The organism is Devosia sp. Root413D1 (assembly GCF_001425235.1).
GTDB lineage: Bacteria > Pseudomonadota > Alphaproteobacteria > Rhizobiales > Devosiaceae > Devosia_A.
Genome location: NZ_LMEA01000009.1, coordinates 311456 through 330807, shown reverse-complemented (window position 1 = coordinate 330807; position 19352 = coordinate 311456). Strand labels below are relative to the sequence as shown.

The 19352-nt window shown below is 65.4% G+C and carries 20 protein-coding genes; 6 read left to right on the top strand and 14 right to left on the bottom strand.

Annotated features, from left to right (window positions below; translation table 11 throughout):
• Nucleotides 1–91 precede the first annotated feature (91 nt).
• Nucleotides 92–1168, top strand: a complete 1077-nt coding sequence (locus ASC89_RS13605; protein WP_082533365.1) for a LacI family DNA-binding transcriptional regulator — start codon at nucleotides 92–94, stop codon at nucleotides 1166–1168.
• A 77-nt stretch (nucleotides 1169–1245) separates the two neighbouring features.
• Here ASC89_RS13605 and ASC89_RS13600 read toward each other — a convergent pair whose 3' ends face one another.
• The 3 genes from ASC89_RS13600 to ASC89_RS13590 all read right to left on the bottom strand — a co-directional run bounded on the left by ASC89_RS13600 (nucleotide 1246) and on the right by ASC89_RS13590 (nucleotide 4584).
• Nucleotides 1246–2013, bottom strand: coding sequence for a pentapeptide repeat-containing protein (locus ASC89_RS13600; protein ID WP_055998633.1), 768 nt, complete (start codon nucleotides 2011–2013; stop codon nucleotides 1246–1248).
• Nucleotides 2010–2744, bottom strand: coding sequence for a hypothetical protein (locus ASC89_RS13595; protein ID WP_055998631.1), 735 nt, complete (start codon nucleotides 2742–2744; stop codon nucleotides 2010–2012). Before ASC89_RS13595 ends, ASC89_RS13600 begins: the two co-directional genes overlap by 4 nt.
• A 64-nt stretch (nucleotides 2745–2808) precedes the next feature.
• The gene (locus tag ASC89_RS13590; RefSeq protein WP_055876357.1) at nucleotides 2809–4584 is read right to left on the bottom strand and encodes a PQQ-binding-like beta-propeller repeat protein; all 1776 of its coding nucleotides are present in this window, start codon (nucleotides 4582–4584) and stop codon (nucleotides 2809–2811) included.
• A 235-nt stretch (nucleotides 4585–4819) separates the two neighbouring features.
• Here ASC89_RS13590 and ASC89_RS13585 point away from each other — a divergent pair, with 235 nt between their 5' ends.
• The 4 genes from ASC89_RS13585 to ASC89_RS13570 all read left to right on the top strand — a co-directional run bounded on the left by ASC89_RS13585 (nucleotide 4820) and on the right by ASC89_RS13570 (nucleotide 7859).
• The gene (locus ASC89_RS13585) at nucleotides 4820–5434 is read left to right on the top strand and encodes a ubiquinol-cytochrome c reductase iron-sulfur subunit (protein ID WP_055876354.1); all 615 of its coding nucleotides are present in this window, start codon (nucleotides 4820–4822) and stop codon (nucleotides 5432–5434) included.
• Nucleotides 5435–5468: 34 nt separating this feature from the next.
• Complete coding sequence (locus tag ASC89_RS13580) at nucleotides 5469–5861, top strand: hypothetical protein (RefSeq protein WP_055998629.1); 393 nt, start codon at nucleotides 5469–5471, stop codon at nucleotides 5859–5861.
• Between the two features lie 131 nt (nucleotides 5862–5992).
• Entirely contained in the window at nucleotides 5993–6718 is a 726-nt protein-coding gene (locus ASC89_RS13575) for a GntR family transcriptional regulator (RefSeq protein WP_055998627.1), read from the top strand.
• A 97-nt stretch (nucleotides 6719–6815) separates the two neighbouring features.
• Complete coding sequence (locus ASC89_RS13570; RefSeq protein ID WP_055998623.1) at nucleotides 6816–7859, top strand: SMP-30/gluconolactonase/LRE family protein; 1044 nt, start codon at nucleotides 6816–6818, stop codon at nucleotides 7857–7859.
• A gap of 279 nt (nucleotides 7860–8138) precedes the next feature.
• Here the strand turns inward: ASC89_RS13570 and ASC89_RS13565 are convergent, their stop codons facing one another.
• The 3 genes from ASC89_RS13565 to ASC89_RS13555 all read right to left on the bottom strand — a co-directional run bounded on the left by ASC89_RS13565 (nucleotide 8139) and on the right by ASC89_RS13555 (nucleotide 11182).
• On the bottom strand, nucleotides 8139–9089 hold the full coding sequence (locus ASC89_RS13565) for a hypothetical protein (RefSeq protein WP_055998621.1): 951 nt from the start codon (nucleotides 9087–9089) through the stop codon (nucleotides 8139–8141).
• A 154-nt stretch (nucleotides 9090–9243) separates the two neighbouring features.
• Complete coding sequence (locus ASC89_RS13560; protein ID WP_055998619.1) at nucleotides 9244–10167, bottom strand: DUF1186 domain-containing protein; 924 nt, start codon at nucleotides 10165–10167, stop codon at nucleotides 9244–9246.
• A gap of 136 nt (nucleotides 10168–10303) precedes the next feature.
• A complete protein-coding gene (locus ASC89_RS13555; protein WP_055998617.1) occupies nucleotides 10304–11182 on the bottom strand; it encodes an SDR family oxidoreductase in 879 nt (292 codons plus the stop codon).
• Between the two features lie 113 nt (nucleotides 11183–11295).
• On the opposite strand from ASC89_RS13555, the gene ASC89_RS13550 reads away from it, so the two are divergent.
• Nucleotides 11296–11658, top strand: coding sequence for a helix-turn-helix domain-containing protein (locus tag ASC89_RS13550; RefSeq protein ID WP_055998615.1), 363 nt, complete (start codon nucleotides 11296–11298; stop codon nucleotides 11656–11658).
• A 59-nt stretch (nucleotides 11659–11717) separates the two neighbouring features.
• Here the strand turns inward: ASC89_RS13550 and ASC89_RS13545 are convergent, their stop codons facing one another.
• From ASC89_RS13545 to ASC89_RS13510, 8 genes are all read right to left on the bottom strand, one after another.
• Complete coding sequence (locus ASC89_RS13545) at nucleotides 11718–12245, bottom strand: hypothetical protein (RefSeq protein WP_156384618.1); 528 nt, start codon at nucleotides 12243–12245, stop codon at nucleotides 11718–11720.
• A gap of 17 nt (nucleotides 12246–12262) precedes the next feature.
• Nucleotides 12263–13060 (bottom strand): hypothetical protein, encoded by a 798-nt coding sequence (locus ASC89_RS28145; protein ID WP_082533363.1) that lies wholly within the window; start codon nucleotides 13058–13060, stop codon nucleotides 12263–12265.
• Between the two features lie 34 nt (nucleotides 13061–13094).
• Nucleotides 13095–14117 (bottom strand): ABC transporter ATP-binding protein, encoded by a 1023-nt coding sequence (locus ASC89_RS13535; protein ID WP_055998611.1) that lies wholly within the window; start codon nucleotides 14115–14117, stop codon nucleotides 13095–13097.
• Nucleotides 14118–14125: 8 nt separating this feature from the next.
• Entirely contained in the window at nucleotides 14126–14977 is an 852-nt protein-coding gene (locus ASC89_RS13530; protein ID WP_055876330.1) for a carbohydrate ABC transporter permease, read from the bottom strand.
• A 7-nt stretch (nucleotides 14978–14984) separates the two neighbouring features.
• Entirely contained in the window at nucleotides 14985–15854 is an 870-nt protein-coding gene (locus ASC89_RS13525; protein ID WP_055998609.1) for a carbohydrate ABC transporter permease, read from the bottom strand.
• 69 nt (nucleotides 15855–15923) lie between these two features.
• Nucleotides 15924–17195, bottom strand: coding sequence for an ABC transporter substrate-binding protein (locus tag ASC89_RS13520; RefSeq protein ID WP_055998604.1), 1272 nt, complete (start codon nucleotides 17193–17195; stop codon nucleotides 15924–15926).
• Nucleotides 17196–17239: 44 nt separating this feature from the next.
• Complete coding sequence (gene rhmD / locus ASC89_RS13515) at nucleotides 17240–18415, bottom strand: L-rhamnonate dehydratase (protein WP_055998602.1); 1176 nt, start codon at nucleotides 18413–18415, stop codon at nucleotides 17240–17242.
• 52 nt (nucleotides 18416–18467) lie between these two features.
• Entirely contained in the window at nucleotides 18468–19238 is a 771-nt protein-coding gene (locus tag ASC89_RS13510; RefSeq protein WP_055998599.1) for an SDR family NAD(P)-dependent oxidoreductase, read from the bottom strand.
• Between the last annotated feature and the right edge of the window lie 114 nt (nucleotides 19239–19352).

Below are 19352 nucleotides of genomic sequence, written 5' to 3'. Positions count from 1 at the left end.
TGTCGAACACTCGGCATTGGATGGAACGGGATATTGCCAAGCCACGCTGAACTGTGGGAGCGATCGTTCCAGGCTGCGCAAGGGCAACAGCATGACAGCAGGCAAGGGCCGCAAGGACCTGCCCACCATGATGGATGTGGCAAGGACGGCGGGCGTCTCGAAGTCGACCGTGTCACGGGCCTTCACGCAGCCGGGCATGCTCGGCGCGGAAACCGTGGCGCGCATCCTCGAGATCGCCAGCAGCATCGGCTATGTCCCCAACCACACCGCGCGGGCGCTGAGCACCGGGCGCTACGGCAATGTGGCGCTGGTGGTGCCGGATGTCGCCAACCCGTTCTTTCCGCCGCTGATCCGCGCCGCGCAGATGGAGGCGGACCGCTCGGATTTCTGCGTGTTCCTCGGCAATTCGGATGAGAGCTGGCGGCAGGAGGACAAGCTGGTCGACCGCTTCCTCAGCCAGGTCGAGGGGCTGGTGCTGTGCGCCTCGCGCCTCACCGATGAGCGGATCCGCGCCCATGCGCTGAAGCGCCCGCTGGTGCTGGTCAATCGCGATGTACCGGGGATTCCGCGGGTGCTGATCGACAGCGCCATCGGGGTGCGCGAGGCGATCGCTCATCTGGCAGAACTGGGCCACAAGCACATCGTCTATGTCAGCGGCCCGGCCAGCTCATGGTCGAACCAGCAGCGCCGCGCCGCGGTGCGCCTGGGAGCCCGGCAGCACCGGCTCGAGGTCAGTATCGTCGCCGCCCGGGTGCCGAGCTATGAGAGCGGCCGCGCTGTGGTGCCGGATATTCTCGCCACCGGCGCCACCGCGGCCATCGCCTTCGACGACCTGACGGCGCAGGGGATCATGACCGGCCTTGCCGATCGCGGCGTCAGCGTGCCGGCGGATTTCTCCATCGTCGGCTGCGATGACGTGCTGGGCGCCGCCACCTACCCGTCGCTGACCACGGTTTCCAACCGCTCGGACGAGACCGGACGAGCCGCGATGTCACTGCTGCTCGACATGCTGGGCTCGCGCGCCGTGGGCGACGCCCGGGTGACGCTCGACACTTATCTGGTGGTTCGCAATACAACTGCGCCGCCGCCGAACAGGCCACCAGCGCCGGCGCGTGCTGCCCCCCCACCCTTGATCCCTCCCCGCAAGGGGGAGGGAGACGCAAACTGAGACGCTGGTGTGAGGGTCTCCCTCCCCCTTGCGGGGAGGGGACAGGGGTGGGGGTCAGCACGCACCGGCGGGCCAGTCTAGCGCCGATAGTAGCTCCCGTCCGGCATCAGCGCGTCCTGCCAGTTGGTGCCGTCGGTGACGGCGTCGCGGAGGTTGGCGGAGACGAGGCGGGTGCCGGAGAGGTTGGCATCGGTCAGGTCGGCGGCGATCAGGCGGGCGCCGAACAGGTCGGAATGGGCGAGGTTGGCGCCGCGCAGGATGCCGGACTCGAGGTTGCTGGCGGTGAAGTCGGCGCCCTCGATGGTGCTGCCGGAAAAATCCACCCGCTGCATGTTGAGCTGGCGGAAGCTGGCGCCGGAGAAATCGGCGTTGGTCGCCTTCACGCCGCCGAAACGGGCATCCTCGAACTGGGCGAAGCGGAGGCTGGCACCATCGAGATGGGCGTTGGTCAGGATGGCCCGGCGGAAGTTGACACTCTCACCCTTGGCGCCGGCAAGGGACGCCCCGCTGAGGGTCGAACGAAAGAACACCGCGTTATCGAGGCGGGTGTCGGCGAGGTCGGCATTGCTGAGCTTGGCGGCGGTGAAGTCGGCAGCTTCGAGCTTGGCGCCCTTGAGGTTTGCGTCGCTCATGTCCGACTGAAAGAAGAAGGCGCCGCTGAGATCGGCGCCCGAGAGATCGGCGCCGGTCAGGCTGCGGTCGCTCAGGTCGGCGCCGACGAGCGCGCAGCCGGGGCAGGAATTGGTGTCGCCGTTGAGGAAGGCCGCCGCTTCGGAGGATTGCGCGATTGCCGGTGCGATTGTCGCGAGCAACACGGTGAGCGCGATGCCGATCACCGGCCTCATGGCGCCGCCTTCGCCGCATCGAGCGTCGCGTCGAATGCCTCCCAGCGGGTCGAGGATTCATACTGGCCCGGCTCGAACATGCCCTGGATATCGAGGCCTGTCTGGCCGGGCTTGCGGAAATAGTGGGTTTCTACCCGGACGTGCCGCCCTTCGACCTCCTTGGTGCAGACCTGTTTAATAAACATCTCGCCGACGCCGGTTTCGCCCGGCGCCTTGGGCAGATCGGTGCAGGTCCAATCCTTGGAGCCGTAGCGCTGGAACACCGGGAGCCGGAACAGGTAGGCGCGACCGCGATCCTCGATATGCGCGCGGTCATCGGTGACGGCGCGGAAGCCGCGCACCACGCCGGCATCGTCGAACAGCAGCGACAGCACCACCGGGAAATTGGCGAGCCGGGTGCCGCCGAAACGCTGCAGCCAGAGCTCCTCGCCATACTGATCGTGGAAACGCTCGGCGAGTTTGCCGACGCGGCGGCCGAACTCGACATAGACTTCGTGGAGGCCGCGCTCGTCGGCGGCGCATTGGGCAAAGTCGCTCCAGCCGGTGATGTGCTTGAGCGGTGGGCCACCATTAGAGCCGCAGGCGAAGGCTTCGTAGCCCTCGGTCGGCAGCGCGGCGGCGGTCTCGCCGATGGCGAGGGTGCGGAATTCTGGCGGGAGCGGCGCCCCCAGCGACGGGGCAGCAAGGCCGAACAGCAACAGGGCCGGCAGCAATCGGACAAAATTGATCATGGTACCGTCGCACGAGGCGAAAAGGGGTGGCACGGCAGCTTTCGCCGCCGTGCCACAGGAGAGATCAGTTCACGGCGAAGACGTACATGGCGTCGGTCGGCACGAAGTACTTCAGCGACGGGTCGGCATTGATCTGCGCCGTGGAGGGCGCCGCACCGGCGAGGACCGCGATGTACTCCTTGCCGTCGACGGCATAGGCCATCGGCGGGGAGCCAAGCGAGGTGCCGACGTTGAACTTCCAGAGTTCCTTCAGCGTCTCGTCGTCATAGGCGTAGATCCAGCCGGCACGATCGGAACCGAACACCAGGCCGCCGGCGGTCGCCAGCATGCCGTTGCCACGGGCCAGCAGCGGGATCTTGGCAGCAATCTTGCCGGTGACCGGGTCGATCGCCACCACCGAACCACTCTGTTCGGCCGGCAGTTCGGTGCCCTCAGGAGCGGGCAGGCGACCGTTCCATTCCTTCTGCGCCGCGACGACGTCGTACTCACCGCCGGTGATGGTCGGGTTCGGCGCCTCGGTCGGCACATAGGCCGAACAGCCTTCGTTGGAAGTGAGGTAGACCAGCTTGGTCTTGGCGCTATAGGAGGCCGGCTGCCAGTTCTTGCCGCCGCCCAGGGTCGGACAATAGATGCCCGGCAGGTCGTCACGCGATCCAACCGTGCCGGCGACATATTTCTGCAGGTCGGCCTTCGGGTCGTAGCTCAGCGGCAGGCCGGTCTTCTGGTCGATGCCGGTGGTCCAGTTCAGGTCGTCGACATACTGCGTGGCGTGCTGCAGCTCGCCGTTCGAGCGATCGAACGAGTAGCCGAAGCCGTTACGGGCAGCGCGGAAGGCGAGGTTGCGGTCGCCGTTGTCGATGAGCTGGGTTTCCCCGATTTCGTCGTAGTCATAGGGATCGTTGGGTGTGAACTGGAAGTGCCATTTGATGGCGCCGGTTTCGGTGTCGAGCGCGACGAGGCTCGAGGCATAGAGGTTATCGCCCGGACGATATTCGGCGTCGATCTGCGGCGCCGGGTTACCGGTGCCCCAATAGGTCAGGCCGAGTTCGGGGTCGTAGCTGCCGGTGGCCCAGATCGAGCCACCGCCGGTTTCCCAGGTGCCCTCACGCTTCCAGGTTTCGCTGCCGGGCTCGCCCGGCGCCGGAATGGTGTAGGTGCGCCACTTGGGCTTGCCGGTATTGAGGTCGATCGCCTCGATCCAGCCGCGGATGCCGTATTCGCCACCGGCCGGGCCATAGAGCGCCACATCGCCGATGACCAGCGGAGCGACGGTGAAGCTTTCGGCGCGGGTCTTGTCGGCCTGCTGGGTTTCCCAGTTGAGCTCGCCGGTATCCTTGTTGATCGACATCACCCGGCCATCGAGGGTCAGGGCGATGACGTCGTTCTTCCACAAAGCGATGCCGCGGTTCTCGGCGCCGCAGCAGGTGGCGTCGGAAATCCACTGCTTGTCGACTTCGGGATCCACCTTCCAGACGATCTTGCCGAAGCGGCCGTCGCGGACGTCGACCTTGTAGACCCGGCTCCAGCCGGCCTGGACGTACATGAAGCCGTCCTCGACCAGCGGGGTGCCTTCGTTGCGGGCGCTGGCATAGCGGCCGCCGGCCGATGCCTGGTCGAACTGGGTGACGAAGGCCAGCGACAGCTTGCCGATATTGTCCTTATTGATGCCGTCCAGCGGGCTGTAGCGGTGGGCGTCATAGGTCCGGTGAACCATCAGCCAGTTGCCGGATTCCTTGTCGGCAGCCAGAAGCCGATCATTGGTTACCTCGTCCGACCAGGCCGATGACGCCATCGTCACCGCCAAGGCCAGGAGGCCGGCGCCAAAGCGCAAGCGTGCCATCTTCCTCATCCCTTTATTTCGAAAACTCGGCCGCCGATCCGATGGGGATCGTGGGCGCTGCGACGTTATCGCAATGCGACGTTTCGCCGCCAGAATGTACGCGACCTACAAAACCCAATTCAGAATATAGGAACAAGCACTGACGGCTATTTTCTATATTCGATCTGAACGAGGGCGCGGTGATGGCGGCCGCGCCGCCGGCCTGCCGAGGCCGGCACTTGAGGAGAATTAGCTGATGAAACAAGGCACTGCGGCCGATCCGGTGATCGAGACTCAATGCGGGTGCGCGTGCACCAGGATCAGCCGGCGGAGCGTCCTCGGTGGCCTCGCGGCGGCCGGCGCCTTTGCCGGGCTGGGTGGCGCGGCGATCGCTGCGGCGCCTGATGCAATGCCGCCGCAGGTCGGGGATTTCCTGGTTTCGCCGGCCGGCAATACGCCGTTGACGCCCGACAGCATCAAGCTCGACAGCAAGCCGTTCGAAGCGGTGGCGATGTCGCCCGACGGCGTGGTGCGCAACGCCGAGTACGAGAACACCGTGCTGCTGCTGCGCTACGACCCGGCAGCCCTGCCGGCGGAAACCGCGGCCAAGTCGGCCGAGGGCGTACTGGGCTACACCATCATCTGCACGCATGCCGGCTGCCCGCTCACCGATACCCTGAAGAACAAGCTCCTGGCCTGCGACTGCCATGGTTCTCGGTTCGACCCGACCAAGAACGGCGAGGTAGCGCACGGCCCGGCGGTGCGGAAGCTGCCGCAGCTCGGGCTTGCCGTTCAGGACGGCAAGCTGGTGGTGGCGGAAGCCTTCGACTCCCGTGTCGGCGGCGACATGATGGGCGAAGACGACCGCTAGATTGGCCTCCTTTGCACTCAAGAGGAGTGACGCAGTGAAACTCAGACTGACTCTTGCGGCCGTTCTGGTCGCAATTCCCACCGCTGTGCTGGCCGCCAGCCTGCCGCTCGCCGGCAGCTATGGCACGCCGGCCGGTTGTGCGGCGCATGCCGGGGCGGCCGACAGCAGCGGCGACAAGGTGCTGATCAGCGCCGACGATGTGCGCTTTGAAGGCAATGTCTGCCCCTACACCAACATAACCGAAGCGGGCGACAAGGCCTTTGAGGTGAAGATTGCCTGTGAGAGCGGCCACGACGAAGTGGTGCGCGGCACGCTCGAGGTCACCGAGAGCGCCGATGGCAGCAAACTGACCGTTGCGCTCAAAGACGGCGCCGGGCCCGCGGGGGAGTTTCTACCCTGCGACGCCGCGGCGACCGCATCACCGTAGGAAGGGTCCTTGATTTGCCGCGCTTTCGAACCGGAAAAGTCTGCAACTTTTCCTGACAGCGCTTTGCCTCTGATTTTTTCGTGTTTTTGGAGTTATTGGACGGTCCGCAGCCTCTCGCAAGGGACCTAACAGTGTCAACTCTGCCAAAGACCGGCGATCGCGTTCCAGACAGTGCGATCGTTTCCGCCACCCGGATCCGAGCCACGCTGAGGGGCGACATCCTCACGGGCAAGCTTCGGCCGGGCACCAAGGTGAATATTGAGGACCTCGCCGACCGCTACGAGACATCGCACATCCCGATCCGCGAAGCGCTGATCGGTCTGGTGTCGGAAGGGCTGGTCAAACGCGAGGAACGACGAGGGTTCTTCGTGGCTGCGTTCACGACAGAGGTGCTGGAGGAACTGATCAAGACCCGGTGCTGGCTCGACGAACGCGCGCTCGAGGAAAGCATCGCGAACCGCACGGTCGAATGGGAGGAGAACCTGGTGCTGGCGCTGCACTGGCTATCGCGAACCGACAGATATGCCGACGCGGCGCGCCAGCAGCTCAACCCCGCCTGGGACGAACGGCACAAGCAGTTCCACCAGGTGCTGATCAGCGCCTGCGGCTCGTCGCTGCTGCTGCGCTACTGCCAGGAGATCCGCGATCGGGTGGACTCGTACCGGTTCATTACCGAGAGCGCCAACCCGGCGCCCTTCGAAGCCCGTCCCGACGAGCACCGGCTGATCGCCGATGCGGCGCTGGCCGGCGATACGAAGACTGCGGTCGAGCTGCTGATGAAGCACTATCGGCAGACGCTCGAGATCATCACGGCGACGTTTGCGTCGACCAGCAACGCGCCGGACGGGACGGACTGATCCACGCGCCGGCAAGCGACGAAGCCATGCGGGGGAACGCCTGTACATTACGGCGAGCCTCCAGTCGGTTGCCTGCAACAAGAAGTGGAGAAAGTCGATGAAGCCTGTTTCGATCGCCAGCCTGATCCTCGTCGCCGGGGTCGCCGCGAGCCCCGCACTGGCGCAGGGGCCAGCCCCAGGACCGTACTTCGTCGGTAACCCACTGGGCCTGCCGGTGAATCCCGCCGCTGACGGCGGCTTTGCGCCGATGTCGAGCAACGTGAAGGTGTTCGGCGCGATCTACGCCACCGAAAGCTGCTCCTATGATGCCGAGCGCGACCTGATCGTGGCGCCGGCGCGCGGCGTCAACCAGGCAATCCAGGAGAACAACGCCTTCGTCGCGCTGATCAACCACGACGGCTCGGTCAACACGGCGCGCTGGATCGGCGTGCAGAACCCGCAGCAGCGCGCCGACCTCATGCCGCCGCTGCTCCTCAACGAGCCGTTCGGCAGCGATATCGAGGGCGGCGTGCTCTATCTCGCCGACCGCGATGGTGGCACCGCAGACCCGGCCGATCCGACCAAGACGACGCCGAGCGTCGCAGTGATCCGCAAGTTCGACATGAAAACCGGCGAGCCCGAGGGTGAAGCCAGGATCGAGGGATCGCCCTGGATCAACGATATCGAGGTAGCGCCGGACGGCACCATCTATGCCAGCAATACGGGCGTTGGCGGCAAATCACCGGAGCCCGACACCTGGCAGATCTGGAAGGTGACGCCGGATGGCGCGGCCTCGGTGTGGATAGCGGGCGCGCCGCTCAACCAGCCCAACGGCATCGCCTTCGATGCCGATGGGAACGTGGTGGTGGTCAATATCGGCAATGACGAGGTGCTGACCTTTGCGGCCGCCGACGCCAAGCTGCTGAAGACCGAGCAAGCGGCGCAACCGGGCAATGACGGCATCGTCATCCTGCCCGATGGCACCAAGTACATCAGCAGCGTGACGAACGGCGGCATCACCAAACTGACGCCCGACGGCACCGCTTCGCTGATCGCCGAGAACATCCCGAGCGCCGCCTCGATGTGCTACGACGCCGGCGCCGAGCAACTGGTCGTGCCGATGAACGCCAATAACGGGTTGGCGTTTATCAGTTTGAAGTAGCGGCGCGAGGCCACGGGGACGATCCCTGCCCTGCACAGGCAGGGATTCGTCCCGGACCAGGCTCAACCCTAGCCTTGACCACCGGCGTCATCCCCGCGTAGGCGGGGACCCCGTGGGATCTCCCAGAGCCAGCGGGCGCCGCAGCATCCCACTAGGTTCCCGCCTACGCGGGAATGACACCGATGGTGGGGCCGAAACGCTGTGCTTCGACCGATCGCGCTGCCGCTTCGCGATCCGGACTTATGCGCCTGGGCACTGTGCATCTCGATGGCGAAGGCACTAGTCCCGCAGCGCCTGCAGCTGCAGCGCCCCGACATTGCGCTCGCAACGGAGCACGCCGTCCTCGACCGTCAGCCTGGCCCAGTGGATGGTGCTGCGGCGGGCGCTCGGCGTATCCATCTCGTGCGTGTGGTCGGTGCCGGTATTGGGATGAGTGAAATAGACCAGCGCCGCCCAGCCATCCTGCACCACCACGTCGGCGTGGCGCGCCACCTGCCGATCCTCGGGGTGATCGCCGGGCACATCAAGGATCAGCCCCTGCCGCTCCCAGGTCCTGGCATCGTCGGAGCGGAACACGGCCTGCCCGCGCCACTCGTCGACGATCATCCAGGAGTGACCACCGAGTTCGAACACATTTGGCCCCTCGTGCCCCCTGCCGCCGTGCCGTGAACCCGGAATGGCGATCCCCTCATGCGTCCAGGTGTAGAGGTCGGTGCTGATGGCGACCCCGGTGCATGAGCCGTTGCCCTCATCCTTGTACCAGAGCCGGTACAGCCCATCGGCACAGAGCGCGACCGCAGCGTCGATCACGAATTCCGACGCCAGTGGCAGCACCGAGCGGCGGGTCCAGGCGACGAGGTCGGGGCTGGTGAAGTGGACGATGCGGCGTGGGAAGCCGGCCCAGCGATCGGGCGTGCCGGTGATGTAACTGAGGTACATGTGGTACTCGCCCAGCGCCCAGATCACCTCGGGCGCCCAGTGCGTGTTGAGCCCGGCATCTGAGGGGTCGTCGAGGCCCGCAACGGTGCCGCGATAGTCCCAGTTCGCGCCGCCATCGCTCGACACGGCGATGCCGATCGGGCTGCCATGCACCCATTCGACGCCCGGGCCGACATGCGCCGCCCGGCGCACGGTGTAGAACATCCACCACTCGTCGGTGCCGCGCCGGTTGATCACCACCGGATCGGCCGCACCATCGAAGATCGGATCGGCAAAGATCGGACGAGACATCGGCACCCCTTTAGCGGCTATCGGTATCGTGACGGGTAGTGCCGGAAATGCCGCCGGCCGTCGAGTGGGGAAGGTCGAAGACCCGACCGTGCGATCTGCCCGCCCAAAGCGGACGACGCCATCGCTCGCGTCGTTCAGGCGATGACCAGAGGCGCTAGGCGAGGTGGCAGCGCTTCGCCTTCTTGCCGCTGCCGCATGGGCACGGATCGTTGCGTCCGACGCCACGCCACGGGTTGGTGACCGGGTCTGCGGGCAGGTCTGCCCAAGCAGCGACCGTGTCAGCCTCGTCCTCATACGAATGGTCCGTCCACTCCAGCGCTTCCACTACATCCTCGATGTGGCCCAGCCGAGCGCGCCGGAACCGTGTCACATCGCCAGGGGCGTTTTCGGCTCCGGCCAGGTCGCTATCGAAATGGTGGCGCCTGAGGGCTTCGGTGTCGATCCGGCCTTCGTCCCAGGCGCGATCGACGAGCGGCACCAGGTCGCGCTGGCCGAGCAGGGCGATCGCTTCGAGCCAGCCGATCCAGGCGTAGTCCTGGTTGCCGGCCAGCCGCTCGTCGTAGAAGCGTTGTACGAAGCCATGCATCCGTTCGGCGGATATGCTGCCTTCCCAGGTCAGGAAGGTGGCGGCGCCAAACACCGCGTCCCGCACGAACTCGTCGACCTTTCGATCCGCGATCAACGCGAAGAGGGCGTCGGCATCGCCATCGAAGACGCCACCGACGATCCTCGCCAGGGTCTCGGTGATGGCGTAGCCAAGCAGCCGGTCGACCGTGGCCTTGGGCCGCCGCAACAGCCGTAGCAAGGCCGGAAATACCTGTTTGTCCTTTGCCCCGCCCTGAATATGCAGGCCACGGAACAACAAGTGTTCCTCGTCCTCGGACAAGGCAGCCCCGGCGGCCGCCCGGTCAAGCAGGCCTTGCAGGATTGGCGCCGCCTCCTCGTAGCGGGCCGCGCACATGGCGAGCGCCAGCCGGGGCAATCGGCGCTCCGTCGCCAGAGCTTGGAGGTGCTGGTCAATGGTTCCCAGATCGCCGGCCGCCCGATCGAACAGCGCTGCCAAGTCGTCAGTCTTCATCTCGCCTCCGCGATTCGCCCGGCTTCGCCCAGCACCGGCGGCGCGACGGCAGCAACCCGCGCTCGGCGCACCGGCTCACGCCGGGCACTTTACTACGGTTTCTGCCGCTGCGAATGGGTTGGCGTACCCGACCGGGTTAGCTCCGACTGAACTGGCTCCGATACATCCGGGCAAAGTCCTCCACCGAGGTTGGGGTGATCGGGAGCAGGTCGACGACCCGCTGGTGATCGACATTGGTGGTCATCTTTGAGGGGTCGACGAACACCTGCTCGTAATAGCTCGCCACCAGATCCGCGCTTGCGCCAAAAGCGAGCAAAGCGCCGAACTCCTTGGGCGGCATGGGCCTGAAATCGATGCTGCGCTGCAGTCCGCTGCTGAAGCGTAGTGCGATCTCGGGCCCGGAAAGCTGCTCGGGACCACTGATCTCGAGGATCAGGTTCTCGTCCCCTTGATGCCTGAATGCCGCGACCGTGTACGAAGCTGCATCGAGCTGGCTGATCCACTGGCAGCGAACCGCCTCCGGCATTGGATACGCCAGTGTGTGCTTTTCGGCGACTTCCGCCGTGATGAACGGCAATAGGAAGTTCTCCATGTAGACCGTCGGCTGCAGCGCCACGAATGGAATGCCGCTTCTTTCGAGGGCCGCGAGGATGTCGCGCCTGATGTCGATAGCCGGGTTACCAGTGGGCTCCGGTGCAATTGCGCCCGTCGCGTTCCATACGATCTTGCGTATGCCGTGCTCCGTCGCCGCATCGATGACCGTACGAGCGTGCTCGATGCGGCCAGTGACGAATGACACGAGCAGGAACACGCCGTCCTGTCCACGCATCGCGGCGGAGACACTGGCAGGGTCGGCCAGGTCACCGGTGACAACATCGACTCCGGAAGCGGCAAGGCCTTCCGCCTTGGCGGCATCGCGAACCAGCGCACGGACCTTGTATCCTTCGGCGAGAAGTTTCTCGGCGACGGGACGCCCCTGTGGACCGGTGGCGCCGAAGACGAGGATGTTCTTCACGGCAAAACTCCATTTGCGTTGAGCGCCGCGGAAGGTATGTCTTGCTTCCAAGATCGCAAGAACGCATAATTTTCTGAGATACTCCTGAAAATCATACTATGGAGACACCAACGATGAGAGCCGACCCCCCGTGTGGCCCCGGTCCCGAGTGTCCAGTGACCCGGGCCGTCAGCGCGTTGGGAGGGAAGTGGAAGCTCCATATCGTCTTCCACCTGATGCCGGGAACCAAGCGGTTCAGCGAGCTGCGTCGCGCCATTCCGGATGTCACCCAGCAGATGCTGACGGCACAGCTTCGCGAGCTCGAGGCCGGGGGGATCGTCACCCGAACCGTCTATCCCGTCGTTCCGCCCAAGGTGGAGTACTCGCTGACGCCGCTGGGCGCCAAGCTGAGGTCGGTCACGGATGCACTGGAAATTTGGGGCCGGGACTTGCCCGCAGTGCCTCGCCAGCAGGGCGACAAACTACAAGCCGCCTGACGCGAACGTCCTGGAGCGCCCCTGGACGTCCACGGCGCAGGCGTCGCGGGGTCAGCCGGTCACGGCGCGCCGGCTCCATGCTCGACCAGTTCCCAGCACCCCGCTATCGGCTCGAACAGCAAGTAGCCGGGCGTACCGATGGTCTCGCCGACGTCGCCGAGATCGTCTCCGCCCGACGAGTTGCCATCGTATCGGACCGCCACGTAGTCGATGCGCCATTGGTTGCTCTGGCTCTGGTTGCGTTCCAGCTTCAGGTGAACCAGTTCGGTGTCGGGATTGGCCTCCCAGGCCTGCATCGAGGCGCGGGAGATCCAGTAGTAGTCGAGCATACCGATCGGGAAGTCGCGATAGCCCTCGCGCGGAACGAGCGTCTTGACCCCGTCGACAATGACGGAGACGCTGTGGGCGCTGTGGCGGGCGACCACCGCGTCCGAAATGGCCATGGCCTGCAGCAGCGAGGAAAACTCCTGGTTGCTGCAGGCGTCCGCCGCCATCTGCAAGGCGTTCTGGTCGTGTGCTGTTTCAGCCGCAACTGTCGGAACCGCCAGCGCCGCGCCAAGTCCGATTGCCAGAGCAAGGCCGGCCACTGCCTGCAATCCGCGCATCAGCCGAGGCAGCTTTGCAGTTTGCTCTTGGCCTTGAGGCCGCCCTGCCACTCGACCTCGGCGACGGTCTTGCTGCCGATCAGCAGCTTGAAGCTCTGCTGATCCTCCATCCCCTCCAGTGCTGCTTCAATCGAGGGGACGGCGAGCGCGATAGCGCCCCAGGCATCCCCGGCCAGATGGTAGTTGAAGGCCTTGACCTTCTGCGGCGCGCCATCGGCCTGATCCAGTGTCACGCTGATGGTCTTTACCTCCGACGGCGTCGGAATGTTCGGGCCCCAGAATGTGATCAGGGCGCCCTGATAATCCCCGCCCGGCCCCGACAGCCGGACCATGCCATCGCCCTTCCAGTAGAAGGCAGCGCAGTACTCGCCCGGCGCCGCCCCGGCATTGTCCTGGAAGTAGTCCCAGCCGCCATTGCTGTAGCGCTCATAAGCCTTGCGGAACCCCGGATCCTTCAGCTTTTCGTCGAGCGCTGCCTGTTGTGCACTCACCGCGCTGGCAAAGCTCGCTGCCTCGTTGCTCAGCGAGCGGCCGGGGTCCTCGGCATAGGCCGAATAGTCGATGTCGCCGCTGTAATAGCCGCTGTCGTAGTAGTCGTCGCCGTAATATTCTTCTTCGCCGTAGTAGTCGCCATAGGCGTAGCTCGCCGAGATATCCACCATGCTCTGGTGGTGCTGTGCATTCATCGCGCAGATATTGGGCAGGTCCGAACAGGCCGCCGCCGGGCCGGCGAAGGCCAGACCCACGACGACAGCTCCGCCGAGCACAAAAACCCGGGTCAATTCACGTCGCTGCATAGATGCCTCCTGTTTTGGTTGGGCAATTGAATGGCTAGTCCAGCCGTGCGCCGTCGGCGGCGAACTGGTGCAGGTAGCCGGGATTTGGCGCAAGACCCACACGCTCGCCGCGGCTGAGCATGACGTTGTCCGAGCGGCGGACATTCACCCTGGTGCCGTCGTCCAGCTCGACGAAGTAGTAGCTGTCGGCGCCCAGATGCTCGGTCAGCCCGACCGTTCCGTTGAACTGGCCGCTGCCGGCGGGACCAATGGCGATGTGCTCGGGCCGGATGCCGATCCGTTCGGCCGCAGCGCCGACCGAAAGGCCGGCCTGGCGCGCTGCCGACGCGGTCACGATGTTCATGCGCGGCGAGCCGATGAAGGTCGCGACGAACAGGTTGCGCGGCCTCGAATAGAGCTCGAGCGGCGTGCCCACCTGCTCGATGCGGCCGGCGTTGAGCACGACGATCTTGTCGGCCATGGTCATCGCCTCGACTTGGTCGTGCGTCACGTAGATCATGGTGGCCGAGAGTTCCTCGTGCAGCTGCATCAGCTCGTGGCGCATCTGTACGCGCAGGTCCGCATCGAGGTTGCTCAGCGGTTCATCGAACAGGAACGCCTCGGGTTCGCGCACGATGGCGCGGCCGATGGCGACGCGCTGGCGCTGCCCGCCGGAGAGCTGGGCCGGGCGCCGATCGAGCAGATCCTCGATCCTCAGGATCCCGGCGACACGGGCGACGCGCTGGGCGATCTGTGCCTTGGGCTGGCGCGCCAGGTTGAGGCTGAAGCCGAGATTGTCGCGGACCGTCAGATGCGGATAGAGCGCGTAGGACTGGAACACCATGGCGATGCCGCGCTTCGAGGGCGGCCTGCGGGTTACCTCCTCGCCGCCGATCGAGATGGAACCGTCGGAGATGGTCTCCAGCCCGGCAATGCAGCGCAGCAGCGTGGACTTGCCGCAGCCCGAGCGCCCGACAAACACCACGAACTCGCCGTCGGCGACATCGAGATCGATGCCTTTGAGCACTTCGACGTTGCCGTAGGTCTTGTGCAGGGACCGGATGGAGATTGCCGACATGGAACGACTTAGCCTTTGACTGCGCCCAGGGAGACCCCGGCGACCAGATGACGTTGCATGAGCGCGGCGAAGATAATGCCGGGCAGCATGATGAGGATGGCCGCCACCGCGGCTTCGCCGAACAAGGTGCCGCGCACCCCGGTGGGGAGGAACAGTGCAACGGCGGCCGAAACCGGCCGGGCATTGGTACCCGAGAGGATCGAGGCGAAGAGGAACTCGTTGACGGTGTAGATGTAGACGAACAGCGCCGTGCTCAGCAGGCCGGGCCAGATCTGCGGCACGGTCACCCGCCAGAATGCGCCGAGCCAGCTGGCACCATCCATGACGGCGGCTTCCTCGATCTCGCGCGAGGTGCCCTCGATGAAGCCGCGGATCATCCAGATCGAGAGCGGGATGTTGAAAGCCACGTTGATGGCGATCAGCGTCTCGAGCCGGTCGAGCATGCCGATGCTGGAAGCGATGAGGAAGATCGGCAGCACCACCGCGACGGGCGGCATCATGCGCTGGCTGATGATGAAGAACGAAATGTCCTTACTGGCCCGCATCGGGTAGCGCGCCAGGGCGTAGGCGGCGAGGGTCGCCACCACCATGACGATAGCGACGGTGGCGGCGGCAATGATCAGGCTGTTCAGGTAGAACTTCAGGAAGTCGGAGGTGAACAGCACGCGCTCCCAGTGCTCCAGCGTCGGCTGGAACAGAAAGATCGGGTCCTTGGAGAGGATCGCGTTGTTCGGCTTCAGACTGGTCAGCAGCACCCAGAGCAGCGGGAAGCCGGCGAACAGCGTCATCAGCACAAGGATGCCGCCGACGGCGACGCGCTGGCCGGGATGCAGCGGGCGGGTGGATGGGGATGCACTCATCACCGCCTCACGCCTTGCGGCTGAGTTGGCGGATCAGCAATGCGGCGATCACCGTCAGGACGATGACGAACAGGTAGCTCAGCGCCGAGGCGTAGCCCATTTCCATATAGGGAAGTCCCTTGCGGTAGATGTAGAGCGAGACCACCTCGGTCGAGGCCGAGGGACCGCCATTGGTCATCACGAAGATCGAGTCGAAGGTCTTGAACGAGTCGATCAGCCGGATCAGCGTGGTGATCAGGATGAGCGGCATCAGCATCGGGATGGCCAGCCTGGCGAGGCTCTGCAGTGGCGTTGCGCCGTCGATCTCGCCGGCTTCCATGACCTCCTTGGGCAGGTTCAGGATGCCGGCCAACAGGATGATGGTGAAGAACGGCGTCCACTGCCAGACGTCGGCGACGATGACCGCGAGCCGCGCCGTCAACGGATGCTGCAGCCAGATCGGCCCGGCGATCCCTAGCTTCGCAAGCAGGCCATTAACCACCGAGTAGTCCGGCTGGAACATCAGCAGCCACAGGATGCCGACGACCACCGGCGTTACCATCATCGGGAACATCAGGAGGATAGTCAGCGGGCCGCGCGCATAGACCACCCGGGCAAGGCACAGGGCCGTGACGAAACCAAGCACCAGCTGCGTGCCGGTGGAGGTGAAGGCGAAGATGAAGGTGAAGAGCGCGCTGTCGCGGAAGGCCGGGTCGCCGAACGCCGTCAGGTAGTTCTTGAACCCCACCCACACGCCGTCGAGCATGATCAGGTTGTAGTCGGTGAAGCTGGTCGTGAGCGAGAAGAGCAGCGGATAGACCACCATGGCGAGAAGGATCGCCATTGCCGGCATGAGCAGCAGATAGGGGAACAGCCGGGACCAAAGACTAGCGCGCATGCGGCCTCATTTCTGCGATGAACCAGGGGCCGGTGCCCCTGGTTCGATGGTGGCGGAGAGCAGTGAGGCTCAAGGCTGCCAGATGCCGAAGCGGACGGCGATGGCTTCGACGTCGGACTGCAGCTGCGCCAGCGCCGCCTCCGGTGTGGCCTGGCCGGTCATCACGGCGTTCTGCGCATCGGCCAGTTCCTGGAGGATCTGCAGGTTCGGCGTGACCTTGGGGAAGTTGAACGGCTGGCCTTCGACCAGGGCGAGGAAGCCCTTATAGGCCGGGTACTTGTCATTGGCCGGATCGGAGAGAATCGAGGTGCGGATCGACGGCGTCAGCGGCACCAGCGCCCGCTCCATGTCAGGCGAGACGATCCACTTGAGGAACGCGAACGCCGCTTCCGGGTTCTTCGAGTCGCGCGACACCTGCACCGACCAGCCGCCATTGGTGGCGCGGCCGCCCGGCATCGGCGCAATCGCCCACTTGCCGACGATCTGCGAATTGGCCGCATCGCCGAAGAAGTTGTCGCCCGAGTCCCAGAATAGCGTCATGGCGGCCTGGCCCTGCTTGAACGCGGTCTGCGCCTCGTCGAAGCTGTAGGACGGCGAGCCCTCCACGGCATGTGCGGATAGCGCCTTCAGCATATTCATGGCGGCGAGGCCGGCTTCGGTGTTGAGCGTCGGCTTGCCGGCGTCGTCGAAGTAGTTGCCGCCATAGGCGCCCCAGATGTTCTGGAACGTCGAGGCGCCCTGGATGTCGGCCTTGCCCATCAGCACCAGGCCGCGCATCTCCGGCCCGTGCTTCTCGTCGACCGCCTTGGCGATCGCCAGCACCTCGTCCCAGGTGGTGGGAACGGCATAGCCCTCGGCCTCGAAGATATCCTTGCGGTAGTAGAAGTTCATACCGCCCACATGGGTCGGCACGCCGTAGTAGCGCCCCTTGTACATCATGTGGGAGTCCTGGATGGAGGGGTGGATATCGTCCAGTTCCATCTCGGCGGCGTCGCGCTTCACCCAGTCGGTGAGATCGACCATGAAGCCCTTTTCGTCGAACAAAGCCATATCCGGCACGTGCATCTGCACCACGTCGTATTCGCCGGTCTTGCCGGCCGAGGCGGTGAGGATCTTGTTGAACAGGCCATCGAAGCCATAGGTATCGATGGTCACCTTGATGCCGGTCAACGCCTCGAACTCGGCCAGCCGGTCGCGGAACGCCCATTCGCGCGGCTCGTCGATCATGGCGACCTTCAGCTCGACCCCGGCGAAGGGCTTGTCCTGTCCCATCGCCGGAGCGAGCGCCAGCAAGGTGAGGCCGGCGGCGACGGCGGTCAGCAGATTGCGTCTCTGAATCACGTTTCTCTCTCCCTTTATGTGCCCGCTTGGCGGGCCGTTCTGCTTCAGGCGGCCTCGACCAGTTTCGCCGAGGGGTTCAGCTCGAGCCCGAAACCCGGCGTGTCGGTAACGTCGACACGTCCGTTCTCAGGCACGGGTTCATTGGTGAACAGCGCGCCGAAGCTGGGCAGCACGGCGGTGCCGTCGGGGCTGTTGGCGACATATTCGCTGAACGGCGCGTTGGTCTGCGACAGCACGTAGTGGTAGCTGTAGGGTCCGCTGCCATGCGGCACCACCGGCAGGTCGTAAGCCGCCGCATGCGCCGAAATCCGCAGCAGTTCGGTGAGCCCGCCGACCCACATCACGTCGGGCTGCAGGATATCGACATTGCGCTGCTCGATCAGCTTGCGGAAGCCGTAGCGCGAGTACTCGTGCTCGCCGGTGGTCCAGCGGAGCTTGGGGTGGGCGCGCTTCAGCAGTGCAAAACCATCGAAATCGTCGGGGTGCAGGACCTCTTCCCACCAGTGGATGTTGAGATGCGCAGCGGCCTCGGCGATCTCGATCGCGTAGGGCACGTCGAACGCCATGTAGCAATCGACCATCAGCGGGAAATCCGGGCCGATGGCCGCGCGATGGCGGGTCAGGAACTCGATATTGGCGCGCAGGCCCTCCCGGCCGCTCGCCGGACCGTAGGGGATCGGCACCTTGCCGCCGAAGAAGCCGAGTTTCTGCGCGGCGTCGGGCCGCGGGCCGGTGCAGTAGAGCTCCACCGCCTCCTTGGTGCGCCCGCCGATCAGCTTGTAGACCGGCTCGCCGCGGAGCTTCCCCAACAAATCCCATAGTGCCAGGTCGACGACGCTGATCGTCGCCAGCGCGATGCCCTTGCGGCCATAGGGCATCGAGGCGCGGAACATCTGGTCCCAGATGCGGTTGATGTCGCGCGGGTCGGCGCCCCTGAGGAAGCGGCCGAAATGGTGGTTGATCAGCCAGCAGGCGGGCGGGCCGCCGAAGCCGGTGCCGCGGCCGACCTGGCCATCCGCGGTTTCGACCTCGACGACGATCGAGCCCATGACGCCGATGCCCCAGCTGGTGCGGGTCTTGCGATATTCCGGATAGCCGGACATCGGGTTGGCGATGACGCTGTCGATCAGCCAGTGACCGCCCTCCTGACGGAAATAATCACCGCCGCCGGCGCCATCGAGCAGGTAGGTGCGAATCGCCACGATCTTGGGCGCGGTCATTGTCTGGTCCTCATTCGATTGTGCGCCGGCCAGCGAGCCGCCGACGAGAAGGTCATTGCAGGTTCACGAACATGCCGCCGTCGACCAGCAGCGCGGCGCCGGTGACGTAGCGCGCCATGTCGGAGGCGAGAAACACCACGCACTCGGCGACGTCGTCGGGGCGGCCGAGGCGGCCGAGCGGGATGCGTTTTTCGAACGCCGCCCGCTTGTCGTCGGCTTCGAGATCGGCGCGGTTGAGATCGGTCAGGATGGCGCCCGGCAGCACCGAATTGCAGCGCACGCCGAAGGCTCCGAGGGCAACCGCGGCGGATTGCATCAGCGAGTGCACCCCGGCCTTGGTCGGGGTGTAGTGCGTCTGGGTGGCGCCGCCGACCAGCGCACTGATCGAGCTGGTCGCGACAATCGCGCCGCCCCTGCCCTGCGCCCGCATCTGCCGCGCCGCCGCCTGCACCACGTAGAACGCGCCATGGAGGTTAACCGCCATGGTGCGCTCGAGCAGCGCCGGCGGCAGGTCGAGGAAGCTGTGAAACGGGCAGATGCCGGCATTGCTGGCCAGCACGTCGACGCCGCCGAAGGCCGCCACGGTGCGCTCGATCAGCGTGGTCGAGGTGTCGGGCAGCGCGATATCGCCTTCGACAACGATGGCCCGGCGGCCGGCGGCCTCGACCAGCGCCACCACCTGATCGGCAGCCCGCGCCTCGTCTGCACCCGGCGCGCAGTTGATGGCGACGTTGGCGCCATGGCGGCCGGCCAGGGCGGCAATCGCGGCGCCAATGCCCCGCGAACCGCCCGTCACCACCACGACTTTCCCCTCAAGCAGCATGCCCGTCCTCCTGGCCATATTCATCAACATGGAAACTTGTAAGTCAAGTTGCTTTGTTGCTAGCTTGCGAAGCATTCAAGTGATTGCCCCGGGCTGGGGCGCGCTGTAAGGCTG